The organism is Kocuria nitroreducens (assembly GCF_042879195.1).
In the GTDB taxonomy this organism is placed as follows: Bacteria; Actinomycetota; Actinomycetes; order Actinomycetales; family Micrococcaceae; genus Kocuria; species Kocuria nitroreducens.
In genome coordinates this window covers 50789-65183 of sequence record NZ_JBHZTC010000016.1, presented here as the reverse complement: position 1 = coordinate 65183, position 14395 = coordinate 50789, and the positions used below count along the sequence as shown (strand labels likewise).

16 protein-coding genes are annotated in these 14395 nt (G+C 72.5%); 8 read left to right on the top strand and 8 right to left on the bottom strand.

Translation table 11 applies throughout. The annotated features are described in order from the left end of the window. Positions 1-102: 102 nt before the first annotated feature. Positions 103-1608: a GntP family permease gene (locus tag ACFYE1_RS12210; protein WP_387743102.1), complete on the top strand. Its 1506-nt coding sequence runs from the start codon at positions 103-105 to the stop codon at positions 1606-1608. Between the two features lie 123 nt (positions 1609-1731). Continuing rightward, the gene (locus ACFYE1_RS12205) at positions 1732-2937 is read left to right on the top strand and encodes an MFS transporter (protein WP_387743100.1); all 1206 of its coding nucleotides are present in this window, start codon (positions 1732-1734) and stop codon (positions 2935-2937) included. A gap of 99 nt (positions 2938-3036) precedes the next feature. On the opposite strand, the gene ACFYE1_RS12200 is transcribed toward ACFYE1_RS12205, so the two are convergent. The 5 genes from ACFYE1_RS12200 to ACFYE1_RS12180 form a co-directional block, all read right to left on the bottom strand. Next, on the bottom strand, positions 3037-3606 hold the full coding sequence (locus tag ACFYE1_RS12200; RefSeq protein WP_387743098.1) for a hypothetical protein: 570 nt from the start codon (positions 3604-3606) through the stop codon (positions 3037-3039). Between the two features lie 186 nt (positions 3607-3792). Further along, positions 3793-4470, bottom strand: a complete 678-nt coding sequence (locus tag ACFYE1_RS12195; RefSeq protein ID WP_387743096.1) for a class F sortase — start codon at positions 4468-4470, stop codon at positions 3793-3795. A gap of 28 nt (positions 4471-4498) precedes the next feature. After that, positions 4499-5005: an excalibur calcium-binding domain-containing protein gene (locus tag ACFYE1_RS12190; protein ID WP_387743095.1), complete on the bottom strand. Its 507-nt coding sequence runs from the start codon at positions 5003-5005 to the stop codon at positions 4499-4501. A gap of 176 nt (positions 5006-5181) precedes the next feature. Continuing rightward, positions 5182-5982 carry a glucosamine-6-phosphate deaminase gene (nagB, locus tag ACFYE1_RS12185; RefSeq protein WP_387743093.1) on the bottom strand — a complete coding sequence of 267 codons (801 nt, stop codon included), beginning with the start codon at positions 5980-5982 and terminating at the stop codon, positions 5182-5184. Positions 5983-6049: 67 nt separating this feature from the next. After that, entirely contained in the window at positions 6050-6961 is a 912-nt protein-coding gene (locus ACFYE1_RS12180; protein WP_387743091.1) for an aminoglycoside phosphotransferase family protein, read from the bottom strand. A gap of 269 nt (positions 6962-7230) precedes the next feature. Here ACFYE1_RS12180 and ACFYE1_RS12175 point away from each other — a divergent pair, with 269 nt between their 5' ends. Then, entirely contained in the window at positions 7231-7656 is a 426-nt protein-coding gene (locus tag ACFYE1_RS12175; protein WP_387743089.1) for a hypothetical protein, read from the top strand. 199 nt (positions 7657-7855) lie between these two features. Here the strand turns inward: ACFYE1_RS12175 and cspE are convergent, their stop codons facing one another. Beyond that, positions 7856-8062 (bottom strand): transcription antiterminator/RNA stability regulator CspE, encoded by a 207-nt coding sequence (gene cspE / locus ACFYE1_RS12170; RefSeq protein ID WP_035923571.1) that lies wholly within the window; start codon positions 8060-8062, stop codon positions 7856-7858. 293 nt (positions 8063-8355) lie between these two features. Between cspE and ACFYE1_RS12165 the strand changes: the two genes are divergently transcribed. The 5 genes from ACFYE1_RS12165 to ACFYE1_RS12145 are packed head-to-tail and all read left to right on the top strand — an operon-like array spanning position 8356 to position 12701. Further along, positions 8356-9120 (top strand): 5-oxoprolinase subunit PxpA, encoded by a 765-nt coding sequence (locus ACFYE1_RS12165; RefSeq protein WP_387743087.1) that lies wholly within the window; start codon positions 8356-8358, stop codon positions 9118-9120. A gap of 59 nt (positions 9121-9179) precedes the next feature. Continuing rightward, complete coding sequence (locus tag ACFYE1_RS12160) at positions 9180-9419, top strand: acetyl-CoA carboxylase (RefSeq protein WP_387743085.1); 240 nt, start codon at positions 9180-9182, stop codon at positions 9417-9419. A gap of 3 nt (positions 9420-9422) precedes the next feature. Beyond that, positions 9423-10799 (top strand): acetyl-CoA carboxylase biotin carboxylase subunit, encoded by a 1377-nt coding sequence (locus ACFYE1_RS12155; protein ID WP_387743083.1) that lies wholly within the window; start codon positions 9423-9425, stop codon positions 10797-10799. A gap of 44 nt (positions 10800-10843) precedes the next feature. Next, positions 10844-11752 carry a 5-oxoprolinase subunit B family protein gene (locus ACFYE1_RS12150; RefSeq protein ID WP_387743082.1) on the top strand — a complete coding sequence of 303 codons (909 nt, stop codon included), beginning with the start codon at positions 10844-10846 and terminating at the stop codon, positions 11750-11752. Continuing rightward, positions 11736-12701 (top strand): 5-oxoprolinase subunit C family protein, encoded by a 966-nt coding sequence (locus tag ACFYE1_RS12145; protein ID WP_387743080.1) that lies wholly within the window; start codon positions 11736-11738, stop codon positions 12699-12701. Before ACFYE1_RS12150 ends, ACFYE1_RS12145 begins: the two co-directional genes overlap by 17 nt. Positions 12702-12827: 126 nt before the next feature. On the opposite strand, the gene ACFYE1_RS12140 is transcribed toward ACFYE1_RS12145, so the two are convergent. Next, positions 12828-13928, bottom strand: a complete 1101-nt coding sequence (locus tag ACFYE1_RS12140) for an oxidoreductase (RefSeq protein ID WP_387743078.1) — start codon at positions 13926-13928, stop codon at positions 12828-12830. A gap of 120 nt (positions 13929-14048) precedes the next feature. Continuing rightward, entirely contained in the window at positions 14049-14372 is a 324-nt protein-coding gene (locus tag ACFYE1_RS12135; protein WP_387743076.1) for a hypothetical protein, read from the bottom strand. Positions 14373-14395 lie beyond the last annotated feature (23 nt).

Here is a 14395-nt window from a genome sequence, read left to right as displayed (position 1 = left end):
ACGTCATATGTGTGACTAGCCTCACATGCAGCGCCGGTCCCGTCAATTCCCGCGGCCGGACCGCACACCCGGCCGCACCACGTCCCCGAGGAGCCGATCACCGTGGATCTGCAACTACTCCTGGCACTCGTGCTGGGCATCGCCACCATCATCGTCCTGGTGCTCCGCACGCGCCTGGACGCCTTCGTGGCGCTGCTCATCGCCGCCCTCGTCACCGGCCTGGTCGCCGGCCAGCCGGTGCTCGACATCGTCTCGGCCATCACCACCGGCTTCGGCAACACGCTGGCCTCGATCGGCATCGTGATCGGCCTCGGCGTGGGCATCGGCAAGATCCTCGAGGTCTCGGGGGCCGCCAACGCGCTCGCGCTCGCCTTCCTCCGCGTCTTCGGCCACGGCCGTGAGCCGTGGGCGATGGGCAGCGTGGGCGCCCTGGTCTCCATCCCCGTGTTCTGCGACTCCGGCTACGTGATCATGAACCCGCTCGCCCGGTCCATCGCCCGGGTGAAGCGGGCCGGCTACGTGACCCTCGCCCTGGCACTGGGCTGCGGCATGACGCTCACCCACCACCTGGTGCCGCCCACCCCGGGGCCGCTGGCCGTGTCCGGCATCCTCGGCGCGGACCTCGGGGCCATGATCCTCGCCGGCCTGGCCTTCACCGTGCTCCTGCTGCCCGTCGTGGTCCTCTACGCGCGCTGGATCGGCCCCCGTCTCGAGCCCAAGGTCGAGGAGCACGTGCGCGAGGCCGTCTACGGCACCGTCGCCACGGCCGGCGTCGGGGGCGGCGGCGCCCACGCCTCGAGCGCGCCCCTCGACGACGCGCCGCGGGACGGGCTCGACGACGAGGCCGCGCAGGGCCCCACCGCGGACCCGGCCTTCGACCTCGGCCAGCCGCCGGCCGGCGCCAAGCCGCACAAGGTCGGCGCGTTCGTCGCGTCCCTCCCGCTGCTCATCCCGCTGCTGCTGATCATCCTCAACACGGTCACCGGCGCGATCGACCAGAACGCCCAGGGCGTCATCGGCGGCGGCGAGTACGAGCCCTCCTCGTGGGCGATCCCGTTCGCCTTCATCGGCAACCCGGTGGTGGCCCTGATCATCGGCATGGTGCTGGCTCTCTACGTGCTCCTGCCCCGGTGGACGCCCCGCAACAAGGCGCACGGCTGGTTCGCCGAGGCCGCGGCCTCGGCCGGCCTGATCCTGCTCATCACGGGCGCCGGCGGCGCGCTGGGCCAGGTGCTCCGCAGCTCCGGCGTGGGCGACGCCCTGGCCGAGGCCATCGCCTCCACCCCGCTGCCCGCCTTCCTCGTGCCGTTCCTGATCGCCACCTTCGTGCGCATCGCCCAGGGCTCCGGCACGGTCGCGATGATCACCGCGGCCTCCGTCTCGGCGCCGCTGGTGACCACGCTGGGTATCGACCCCGTCGTCGCCGCCCTGGCGTGCACCGCGGGCTCGATGGTGTTCAGCTACTTCAACGACTCCTACTTCTGGGTGGTCACCCGCTTCACGGGCCTGCAGGGCACCGACGCGCTGAAGGGCTGGTCCGGCATCACCACCGCCGTCTGGGCCGGGTCCATCCCGCTGCTGTTCGTGCTCAACCTCATCCTCGGCTGACGGCTGCGGGGCCCCTGCAGCAGCGCTGCGGGGGCCGGTCGGAACGGGGCGGCGTGCCGGGGCGCGCCGCCCCGTCTACGCTGTCCGGAGATCCTCCGTCCTGCCTATGTGAAGGGGTGCGCCGTGCTCACCAATGCGTCATCGGTCACGGGCCGGCGGGCCCACCTCGGCTTCGGCTTCCTCGGTGTGGTGCTGATCGCGGTCAATCTGCGCGTCGGCTTCGTGACCGTGGGCCCTCTGCTCGAGGAGATCAGCCGCGACCTCGGCATCTCGGCGGGCCAGGCCGGGCTGCTGACCGGGCTGCCGCTGGCCATGTTCGCCGTGTTCTCCCCCGTGGCCCCGGCGGTGGCCGCCCGGACGGGCCTGGACCGGGCCCTGTGGCTGTCGCTGCTGCTGGTCGCGGCAGGGATCGCGGGGCGCTCCGCACCGGTCGAGGGCGCGGTGTGGGTGGGCACCGCGGTGATCGGCATCGGCATCGCGTTCCTCAACGTGCTGCTGCCCTCGCTGGTGAAGCGGGAGTTCCCGCTGCGCGTGAGCCAGGTGACCGGCGTGTACACCTCCATCCAGGGCGCGCTGGCCGCGGCCGGCTCCGCCCTGGTGGTCCCGATCGCCCACGCCGGCCCGGCCGGATGGCGCCTGGCCCTGGCGGTGTGGGCGGTGCCGGCCGTCGTGGCGCTGGTGGTGCTCTCCCCCGGGCTGCGGACCGGGCGCTCCGACTCGGTGGCTGCTGGAACGGAGCCGGGCCCCTACCGGTCCCCGTGGCGGTCGGCGCTGGGCTGGCAGGTCACCCTGTTCATGGGCCTGCAGTCCGTGGCGTTCTTCGTGCTCATGGCGTGGCTGCCGAGCATCGAGCGCAGCCACGGCGTCTCGGCGACGGCCGCCGGCACGCACATGGCCCTGTTCCTGCTGATCGGGATGGGCTCCAGCCTGGGCACCGGGGCGCTGATGCAGCGACTCGGCGACCAGCGGCCCGTGACCTTCGCGGGCAGCGCCCTGGCCCTGCTCACCTTCGCGGGACTGGCCGCCGCGCCGGAGCTGATCCTGCTGTGGATCGTGCTCGGGTCGATCGGCTGCGGCAGCCTCATCGTCGTCGCGCTGTCACTGTTCAGCCTCCGGTCCACCGACCACCGCCAGGCGGCGGCCCTGTCCGGGATGGCCCAGTCCGTGGGCTACGGGCTGGCCGCGATCGCCCCCGCCGTCTTCGGCGCCCTCTACGACGCCGGGGGTCGGTGGGAGCTGCCGCTGCTGCTCATGGTCGGTCTCATGGCGGTGCTGTGCGTCGTCGCCCTCTTCGCCGGCCGCGACCGCGTCATCGGGCGAGGCGACTGAGCGGGCCGGGCCGCCCGCACGGCGGAACGCCGCCCGGCCTCGACGGCCGGGCGGCGTCCGGTGGGGACTGCCCGGGCACCCGGCGGGCGCCGGCGCGGATCAGACCATGCGGGGCGGGGCGAACCAGTGCTTGACCGGGGCCTTGAACGCGGTCACGAGCCACAGGACGTTCACCACGACCAGCACCAGCCCCACGGCCAGCCCCACGATCCCCAGTCCGCTGAGGCCCATCATGGCGGTCGTCAGCAGACCCAGCAGCACTCCGAGCGAGCTGAGGATCGCCAGGACGATGCCGAGCACGCGCGCCCAGTTCTTGCCCTTCTTCAGGAACACGTAGACCAGGGCGTAGAGCACCAGGGCGACCACGATGACACCGACGGCGACGATCGTCCCCACGCTCTCGGTCTGGGCGATCTGCTCGGCGGACAGACCCGCCTGCTCGTACGAGGCGGACATGTCCGTGCTGGAGGTCGTGATCAGCCCGACCACCTGGTTGAGCAGATAGACCGCCGCCGAGACGAGGGTCAGGGTCAGCAGCCGCTGGACCTCCGGAGGTGCGACACCGGGCCGTCCGCCACCGTGACCGGCTCCGTACTGGTCACCGGTGGCCTGGTACTGCGGCGGGCCGCCGCGGGCGCCCTCGGGCTGCTGAGGATACGGGTTGCTCATGAGGATCTCCTTCGGTGGAACGGCAACGGCACAGGAAGCGCCCTCTCATCTTCTCCCGTGGTGTGCGATCGCACCTCCGTCTGCAGGACGAGGCGTGTCCCCGCGCCGCGTCCGCGAGCGGGCGGACGACGGCGACACCGGCGCCCGTGGTCGCCGGCACGTGCCACCGCGCGGCGGGCAGCGGGGTCAGGCGGCGAGCGTCGCGTAGACCACGTAGTTGTCGTCGAACAGGCCGGTGGCGGGGTCGTAGCCGTCGCAGGTGATCAGGCGCAGCTCCGCTCCCGCGGTGTTGCCGTAGACGGCCCGCGTGGGGAAGGCGTCCTTGGCGTACTGCTCCCCGCGGTCGACGACGAACACCGCCGTGCTGCCGTCCTCGCGCGCGATCTCCACGGTGTCGCCGGGGGCGAGGCTGCGCAGGCCCCCGAAGACGCCGGGCCCGCCGTTGGTGGCGTTGACGTGGCCGAGCAGGACGGCCGGCCCCCGCTCCCCCGGCGTCGGCGAGGACGTGTACCAGGAGGCCGGGGCCCCGGGACGGGTCGGCGGCACCTCCAGCGACCCGTCCGGGCGCAGGCCCAGGTGCAGCAGCTCGGACGAGGCCCCCACCGCGGGGATCCGCACCGACACGGGCGCCGACTCCGGGAGCACCGGCGGCAGCGACTCCGGCGCGGCGGACGGTTCGGGGGCCGGCGGAGTGGGCGCGGCCGTCGGAGAGGGCGCCGTCGTCGCCGGCGCGGCGGACACCGCCGACGACGACGGGTCCGCGGTCTGCGCGGGGGACTCGCCCGCGCAGCCGCTGAGCAGCAGGAGGACGACCGCCGCAGGGACCAGGCGGCCCCTGCGGCGGTCGGCGGTCGGATCCGTCACGGGGATCGGCTCCTCCGCTCGGCCCGGTCTACGCCCGGCCGGTGCCGCGCCGGCGCACCGCCACCGCGGCGCCGGCGGCCGTCAGGGCCAGGACGGCGCCGGCGGCCGCGAGGCCCCCGGAACCGGTGTCCGCGGCGGCACCGGTGTCGGCGCCGCCCACAGGCACCTCGCCCACCTGGGTGTACGGGTCCACCCCGGGCACCTCGCCGGGCTGGGCGTCGGGTCCGGGGCCGGCGCCGGGGATCCAGTCGATGATCGTGACGGTGTACCCACCCGATTCGTTCTCCACGGGAATGCGGGTGGGGTCGTAGGTCCACTCCGCGCTCTCGCACACGATGCCGTCCCCGTCGTCGTCGACGAGGCTCGGGCTGTAGCTGACCGAGCCGACCGGGATGTTGTAGACGCCGTACTGGTTGGCCGTGGCGCAGTCGGTGAAGACCATCGGATCACCCGGTGCGGCCGCCGCAGGTGCGGCCGTCAGGACCGCGAGCCCGATCGCCGCCGCCGTCGCCACGCCCGCTGCACTGTTCTTCATGGTGTCCCCTCGATTCTGGGAGTGCTGGTTTGCACACGCATCGTAAGTGGTTCCCTACTGCAACGTCACGTGTCGAATCGTGATGCTGATCCGTGCGTGGCGCGGCGGGCCGGATCTCCGCCGGAGATCCGGTTCCTGCGCCCTGACTGGGAGTGTCGTGACGTGTTCTGCGCGCTTCATGACGCGGGCCCGGAACCGCCCTGACCTGCCCCATCCCCCCGGCCCGGGACAGGACGGTGACCGTTCTCGAGCGTCAGTCCGCTCGCCGCGTCTTCGTCGAGGACCAGCGTGGCCCGGGGATGGAACTGCAGGACCGACGCGGGGCACCGGGCGGCCACCGGACCCTCCACGGCCGCGGCGACGGCCGCCGCCTTCCGCTCCCCCTGGGCGACCAGGAGCACCCGGCGCGCCTCGAGGATCGTGCCCAGCCCCTGCGTGAGGCAGTGGGTGGGCACGTCCTGGGGCCGGTCGAAGAAGCGAGCGTTGTCGGTGCGGGTCTGCGCGGACAGCGCCGTGACCCGGGTGCGGGAGGACAGCGACGAGACCGGTTCGTTGAAGCCGATGTGGCCGTTCGTGCCGATGCCCAGGATCTGGAGGTCGATGCCTCCGGCCGCGGCGATCGACTGCTCGTACTCCTCGGCGGCCTCCTCCAGGTCGGCCCGGGAGGCATCGGGGACCCGCACCCGCCCCGGGGCCAGGCCGAAGGGTCGGACGATCTCCCGGTCCAGGTAGGCGGCGTAGCTGCGCGGGTGCTCGGGTGCGAGACCGACGTACTCGTCGAGGGCGAAGCACGTGAGGTGCGCGAGGTCGAGCGAGCCCTCGGCCCGGCGCCGTGCCAGCTCCCGGTAGATGCCGACCGGCGACGACCCGGTGGCCACCCCCAGTACGGTGCCCGGTTCCTCGGCGATCCGGTCGGCGACGACGTCGGCCGCGTACGTGGCGACGTCCGCGGCGGTCGGGACGATGACGATGTCCATCAGCTGCTCCTCCCGTGCGCTGGGATGCCCATTGTCCTCGGCCCGGTGGAGGGCGATCCAGGGGAGTTCAGGAGCCCGGAACCAGCTGAGCCACCGCGTGCCGGACCACGGCGCCGAAGTGCGGTCCGGTGTCGGGATGCGCCACCAGCGCCGCGACGTACAGGGCGGCCCAGGCCGCGGCGCGGCGCCACACGTCGTCGTCGTAGCGGCCGGTGGTGTCGACGAGCGCGCGGAAGCCGGAGCGCTGGTCCGCGTCGAAGGCCAGCCACGCGCCGGCGAGGTCGGACGCGGGATCCCCGGCGCAGACGTCCCCGAAGTCGATGAGACCGGCCAGTCGCCCGTCCCGGTGCACGAGGTTCCACGGGTGCGGATCGCCGTGCAGCCAGACCGGGGGCCGTGACCACGGGGCGGCACGCAGGCCGTCGTCGACGATGCCGCGGAGCCGCTCGGTCCGCCGCGCCCCCAGCGCCGCGGCCGTGGCCGGCCAGGAGGGAGGCGCCGTGCGCAGCCGTGCACCGAGCGGAACACCGCGATAGGGGTTGCGCGGGGCGCTCTCCGGTGCCGGCCGGTGCAGCGAGGCCAGCGCCCGCGCCAGGTCCTCCGCGAGCCGGTCCCGACGGGCCGGCGGCAGGGTCGCGACGGCCTCGCCCTCGATCCACCGGACCACCGTCCAGGGCCACGGATACCCGGCTCCGGGCCGGCCGCGGAACACCGGCCGGGGCACGGCGATCCCCAGCGCGGCCAGCGGCGCGGCGGCCACGGCCGTCCACCGCGCCTCGCGGAGGAGGCACGGGACGGCGGCACGGCGCACGGGAAGGCGCACCGCGTGGACGGGGCCGAGCCGGAACAGCGCGTTGTCCCAGCCCTGCGCCACCGGGGACAGCGGCCGGTCCAGGAGCACGCGGAACTCCTCGGGCAGCTGCTCCTCCAGCAGACGGCGCACCTGGGCCGCGGTCGGCTGCACCTCGACCTCGGGCATCGTCGGCTCTCCTCCGCTCATGGTTGTCCCGGCATCGTCGACGGTGCCCTCCCGGAACCGGGGAGGCGGACGCCGCAGCCAGGATAATTCGGAGCATTCGTTCTGGCCTCTCCGAGCCCGTCCGTCGAGAATGGGAGCTGCGCGGCCGGTACGTCCTGCCACGAGCACCGTGCGGGAGACTGCGCGACCCGGCGCCCTCGCCCGTTCCTGGTTCCACGCCGTTCGGGGGAGCGCCCGGGGACGGGCCCGACACGAAGGAAGCGCACACCATGGACACTCCTCGCTACGACCGCACTCCCGGCGACGACGACCCCAGCTCGCCCTACTCCCAGGACCGGCCCCTGCAGGAGCCGGGCCGCCCGGGCGGCTACCAGCAGGGACAGCCACCGCGCTATCAGGGCGGCCACCAGTATGGACAGCAGCCCGGACACCAGGGCGGTTACCAGACGGGACCCGGCTTCGGCCCCGGGTCGGCGCAGGGCGAGAGCCACAAGCGCAACTCCGTGATCATGGGCGTCATCGGCCTCTTCCTCCTCGGGATCGTGCTCGGCCCGCTGGCGCTCTGGCAGGCGAGCAAGGCGGAGGCCCTCGGGGTCAAGGCCACCGCGGGGAAGGTCCTCGGCTGGATCGACCTCGTCTTCGGCGTGCTGGGCCTGTTCCTGGTCCTCGGCGGCGGAGGCGGCATGCCGGTGTGACCCGTGCCGGCGCCTGCGTGCAGCGGGGCGGCCGGACGACGCGGCCGCTGCGCGGGATGTCAGCGGCCCGGGAGGTCGGCGGACGGAAAAGCCCACGGACAGAGACATCGCCACCCGGCCGGAGCCGGGTGGCGATGTCAGGTCGACGACGGGGCGTTCAGCCCCGCGCCGGAGATCTCACGAGGAGATCAGGGCGTTCTCACGCAAGCACGGTGATGTTCGCGGCCTGGGGGCCCTTGGGGCCGTCCTGGGTCTCGAACTCGACGCGCTGGTTCTCCTCGAGGGAGCGGAATCCGCCGGAGTTGATCGCGGAGAAGTGCGCGAACACGTCCTTGGAGCCGTCCTCGGGGGTGATGAAGCCGAAGCCCTTGTCGGCGTTGAACCACTTCACGGTGCCAGTAGTCATGGGGAACCTGTCTTTCTGAAGAAACGGAGCGTCCCCGGCGATCGGGGTGCTCGGGCGTTGCGATGCCTGCCAGAACGTCTTCTCAGAAAAACTGCTGCGCCCGGGTTCGGGCGAACTGCTTGAAATGCGAAAAACGAAACTTCAACAACTGGTCATGACTCTACAGGTGTTCGGGGAAAAGCACAGTGACGGGCCCCACATGCTCCGGGATCGGCCCAGGACCGCCCCGCGATCGCCCGGGGGATCCCTCCGGGATCATTCCCTCGGGCCCATCGCGTCCCTAGGCTGTGACCATGGCCACACCTGGAACCCCCACCCGGCCCACCGTCAACTCGGACATGGGCGAGGGGATCGGCCTGCACCGCTTCGGCAACGACCCCGAGCTGCTGCAGGTCGTGGATCTCGCCAACGTCGCCTGCGGCTTCCACGCCGGGGACCCGGACACCATGTCGGCGACCGTGGCCGCCGCCGTGGCCCACGACGTCGCGATCGGCGCCCACCCGTCCCTGCCCGACCAGTGGGGCTTCGGCCGCCGCGCCATGGTGCTCACGCCGGAGGAGGTCGAGTCCCTGGTCCGCTACCAGGTGGGCGCTCTCACCGGCTTCCTGCTCCAGCACGGGGCGGACCTGCACCACCTCAAGCCGCACGGTTCGCTCTACGGGATGGTCGCCAAGGACCCGGCGCTCATGGAGGCGGTGGCGGCGGTGGCCGCCGACCACCGCGTCCCCGTGCTGGGGATGGCCGGCACCGCCCACGAGTCCGTGTGCGCCGAGCGTGGCGTGCCGTTCGTGGCCGAGCTCTACGTGGATCTCGACTACAACCCCGAGGGCGGGCTGATCATCCAGCGCACGCCCCACGCCACCGACCCGCACGCCGCCGCCGAACGGGTGACGCAGGCGCTGGCCGAGGGGGTCGTGCGGGCCGTGGACGGCACGGAGCTGCCGATGCGCTTCGAGTCCGTCTGTGTGCACTCCGACGCCCCGGGGGCGCCCGCGGTGGCCCGCGCCGTCCGCGAGGCGGTCGACGCCCAGGCGGCCGCTGCCGACCGACCTGACTGATTGAATGACGACACGAAGGACCACCGAACAGCCCAGCAGCACCGATGGAAAGGACCGTCATGGCCGAGATCCAGTCCCCGCTCCCCGGCGTCTTCTACCGCCGCCCCTCCCCCGACAAGGACCCCTTCGTGCAGGACGGCGACCGGGTCGAGACCGGCCAGGTCATCGGCCTCGTCGAGGTGATGAAGCAGTTCTCCGAGGTACAGACCGAGACCGCCGGCACCCTCCAGGAGTTCCGGCTGCAGGACGGGGACATGGTCCACCCCGGGGACGTCATCGCCGTCGTCACGGAGAGTTGAGCCGTGCCGGTCTCCGCGCTCCTGGTGGCCAACAGGGGCGAGATCGCGGTCCGGATCCTGCGCTCGGCACGGGAGAGGGGCCTGCGCACGGTTCTGGCCGTGAGCGAAGTGGACCGGGAGTCGATGGCGGCGGAGCTCGCCGACGCCGTGGCCGTGGTGGGGCCCGCCCCGGCCCAGAAGTCCTATCTGAACGCGGAGGCGCTCGTGGCCGCGGCCCTGGAGCACGGATGCGACGCGGTGCACCCCGGCTACGGCTTCCTCTCCGAGAACGCCGCGTTCGCCCGGCGCGTGCAGGAGGCGGGCTTGACGTGGGTGGGGCCCTCCCCCGACGTCATCGACCTCATGGGCCACAAGACCCGGGCGCTGGAGGCCGCGATCGCGGCCGGGGTGCCCGTCCTCGCCGGCTCGAACGGCCCCCTGGAGGGCGACGACGACGCCGTCCTGGCGCTGGCCCGGGAGGTCGGCTACCCGCTCGTGGTCAAGGCCTCGGCCGGTGGCGGCGGGCGCGGAATCCGCCTGGTCCGCGCCGAGGAGGACCTGCTGCGAACCGTCGACACCGCCCGGTCCGAGGCCGGCGCGAGCTTCGGGGACCCCACGGTGTACCTGGAGCGGTTCGTGGAGCGAGCCCGGCACGTGGAGGTCCAGGTCCTGGGCGACGGGCAGACGTTCCTGCACCTGGGAGACCGCGACTGCTCCCTGCAGCGCCGCTCCCAGAAGATCGTGGAGGAGGCCCCCGCCCCGGACCTGCCGGACGAGGTCCGCGAGCGCATCCGGGACTCCGCCGTGAACCTGGCCCGGCTGTGCTCCTACACCGGGGTGGGCACGGTCGAGTACCTCTACGACCCCGTCCGGCACGAGGCGGCGTTCATCGAGATGAACACCCGCCTGCAGGTGGAGCACCCGGTCACGGAGTTCGTCACGGGCGTGGACCTGGTCGCCGAGCAGCTCACGATCGCCTCGACCGGGCGGACGGAGCTGCGGCAGGAGGACATCTCCTTCGACGGGCACTCCGTCGAGTGCCGGATCAACGCCGAGGACCCGGAGCAGAAGTTCATGCCGAGCCCGGGCACCATCAGCCGCCTCGACTGGCCGGAGGGGCCCGAGTACCGCGTGGACACCGGAGTGCGCAGCGGAGACACCGTGGCCCCGTACTACGACTCGCTGCTGGCCAAGCTGATCGTGCACGCCGAGGACCGGCGAACGGCCGTGCAGCGGATGGGCGCGGCCCTGGCCGCCACGCACGTGGAGGGGATCAGGACCACGGTGCCGCTGCTGCGGCGGCTCGTGCTGGACCCGGAGTTCGCGGCCGTGGCGCACCACACCACCTGGATCGAGACCGAGCTGCTGGACGACCGGCCCAGCGACGCACCCGGCGAGTAGGCCAGTGACATTCCCAGTGACATTCCCAGTGAGGGGAGCGCACCATGACCGAGACCCTGTACCTGCCCACCGCCCGGTACACGTGGGGCGGTGACGAGTTCCTGTTCGTGGAGTTCGACGAGGCCATGAACCTCACCGCCAACTACCTGGCCACCACCGTGGCGCAGGGGCTCACCGCACTGGACCTGTCCGGCGTGGTGGACGTCTGCCCGGCCAACGCGTCCCTGCTGGTGCGCTTCGACCCGGACGTCCTCAAGGCCGAGGACCTGAAGCGCCGCACCCAGGAGCTCGAGGGCCAGGCCCGCGAGTCCACGCAGTACACCGCCGAGACCCGGATCATCGAGGTCCCGGTCTGGTACCAGGACCCCTACACCGCCGAGGTCGTGGCCCGCTTCCGCGAGGGCTACCACCAGGACCCCTCCGGCACCGACCTCGACTACGCCGCGAAGGTCAACGGCCTCGCGGACGCCGCCGAGTTCGTCAGGCGCCACCACGAGTCCCCGTGGCTGGTGTCCATGGTCGGCTTCGTGGCCGGGCTGCCGTTCATGTACCAGCTGGTTCCCCGGGAACGGCAGCTGGAGGTGCCCAAGTACCTCAGCCCCCGCACCGACACTCCCCCGCTGACCGTGGGCCACGGCGGGTGCTTCGCCTGCATCTACTCGGTGCGCGGCGCCGGCGGCTACCAGATGTTCGGCATCGCCGCCGCACCGATCTACGACCCTGAGCAGCACCTGCGCGACTTCCGGGACTTCCTGATCCTGTTCCGGCCCGGGGACCTCGTGAAGTTCCGGCCCGTGGACGAGGCCGAGTACCGCTCCATCCAGCAGCAGGTCGGGGACGGCACCTGGCGGTACAAGCAGGCACCCGTGACCCTGGACGTCGAAGCCGCGCTCGCCGATCCCGACACCTACAACCGCACCCTCCTGGAGGCCCTCGATGGCGCTGACGATTGAGCAGCCCGGACTGCTGACCACCGTCCAGGACCAGGGACGGATCGGGTACTACCACGTGGGCATCCCGCAGGGCGGGGCCATGGACCAGGAGTCCGCGCAGGCGGCGAACAAGCTGGTCGGCAACACCACCGCCCAGGCCGTGCTCGAGTGCACCTACACGGGGCCGGCCTTCACCGTGGACGCCCCGACGACGATCGCCGTGGCCGGCGCGAACCTCCCCGTGCTGGTCAACGGCGAGGAGCGCCCGGCGTGGCAGCGGCTCGAGCTGGTCGCGGGGGACGCCGTGAAGTTCGGCGTGCTCCGGGGCGGCGCCCGGTTCTACCTTGCGGTCCGCGGCGGGATCGCCGTGCCGGAGGTCCTCGGCTCGCGCTCCACCTACGCGATCGGGCGGCTGGGCGGACTGGACGGACGGAAGCTGGCGTCCGGGGACGTGGTGCCCGTGGGCGAGCCCACGGGTCTGCTGCCCGCGGTCGAGGAGATCCCCGAGCGTCTCCGTCCCGCCTTCGGGAAGTCGCTGGAGCTGCGCATCATGTGGGGTCTCTACGACCACCTGCTCACCGACGAGGGCCGGCGCCGGCTGGTCGAGGAGGAGTGGAAGCTCACCCCCGTGGCCGACCGCATGGGGCTGCGCTTCGAGGGCCCCGGCGTGGAGTGGATCGAGCGCGAGCAGCCGTTCGGGGCGGGTTCGGACCCCTCCAACATCGTGGACGCCGGCTACGCCGTGGGCTCCGTCCAGGTCCCCGGCGGCACCCAGCCGATCGTGCTGCACCGGGACGCGGTCTCGGGCGGGGGCTACGCCATGGTGGGCACCGTGGTCTCCGCGGACATGGACCTGCTCGCCCGGGCGGCCCCGGGCTCGACCACCCGGTTCCGCGCGGTGTCCATGGAGGAGGCGCTGCAGACGCGCCGGGAGCGGGCCGAGCGGCTGGAGGAGATCTGGGCACTGTGACTGCCTTCCGGTCTCGGACGCCGCGGGTCGGTGCCACGACGGCACCGACCCGCCACAGTGCCGGCCGTCCAGGCTCAGGCCGGGGCCGGGCGGTCCTCACCCGGCCGCGGCCTCCGCAACGCCGTCCTAGGAGAGTTCCAACTCCCAGTCCTTGACGTCGGCCAGGGGCTCGAGCAGGTTGCCGTCTAGTTCGGCCAGCGGTTCACTGCGGCGCACCCGTTGCGGCCAGTCCCGGTTGGCCAGGGCCGCCTTGCCCAGGGCGACGACGTCGGCCGCGCCGTCCTCCAGCATGGACGCGGCCGTCTCAGGGTCGTCCAGGTGACCGTTGGCAATCACCGGCACGCCCGAGTACTGCTTGGCCAGCGCCGCGAGCGACGGCCCCTCGTCGCCGAACGCCGGGGCGGTCGCCCGGTACTCGGTGGTGTGGACGAAATCGATCCCGGTGGCGCCCAGGGCCGTGAAGATTACCTCCGCCTCGCCGGGTCCACCGCTCCACCGGTGGTCGTGGTCGCTGACCTTGGCCTGGGAGATCCGGATGCCCACCGCCATGCCCGGCCCCACTGCGTCGCGCACGGCCCGGCAGATCTCGGCCGCGAACCGCACCCGGTTCTCCGGCGATCCTCCGTACTCGTCGGTCCGAAGATTGAGGTAGTCGGTGAGGAACTGGTCGAGCAGGTATCCGTTGGCACCGTGGATCTCGACGCCGTCGAACCCGGCATCCTGGGCACGCAGCGCGGCATCCACGAAAGCCTGACCGACCTCCGCCATCTGCTCCGTCGTGATCTCCGCAGGCACGGGGTACGGGCCTTCACCGCGGTAGAACCCCAGTTGCTCGCCCTTGGGGGCCACCGCGGAGGGACCGATCGTGGAGTCGACGAAGCGGTTGCCCTGGGCCTGGGACCCCGCGTGCATGAGCTGGGCGAAGATCTTCGCGCCGGCCGCGTGGACGGCTTCGACCACCTCAACCCACGCCTGCGCCTGTTCATCGGTGGCGATCCCGGGCTGGAACAGGTATCCCTGCCCGTGGGCGGCGTCTGGGTAGATCCCCTCGGTGATCAGCAGCCCGAAGCCTCCGCGGGCGAAGGCCTCGTAGTAGTCGACCATGCGCTCGGTGGCGTGGCCCTCCTCCGTGGCGCTGATCCGGGTCATCGGAGCCAGCGCGATGCGGTTCTCCAGTTGGGTGGAACCGATCTGCAGTGGGGACCAGAGCGGGGCGAGATCCGTCATGAGCATCTCCTTCGACAATCGTTCAGGGGCATGGGGGCGGCTCCCGGAGCGGCGCTCTCAGGGAGCCGCTCCGAGGTGGTGGTCGTGGGCCCACACTGTCGGCGAGAGCTCACGACAGGGTCACATGGTGTCGGCACTGATGAGCAACGCCCGCACGAGCGCCACTGCGTCCGTGGGCGGAGCGCCGTGGTGGGTCATGTCCTCCAGAATTCGCTTGTGCTCGGCGCCGCAGTCCTCCGGCGAGGCACTCCGGTCGACGAGGCGCCGGCCGACCAGGGCGCCGACCAATGCCTCGACGTCGGGAAAGACCTGCTGGACTCCCGTCCGGGAGGACAGCGCCCACTGGTCGCCGAGCACGGTGATCCTCGCGCGGCGCCCCACGCGGCGCCGCAGCTCCGCCAGGACGGCCGGCTTCATGCCGTTGAGGTTGATGCAGGCCGTCACTCTGGAGACCGCACGCCCTCCGG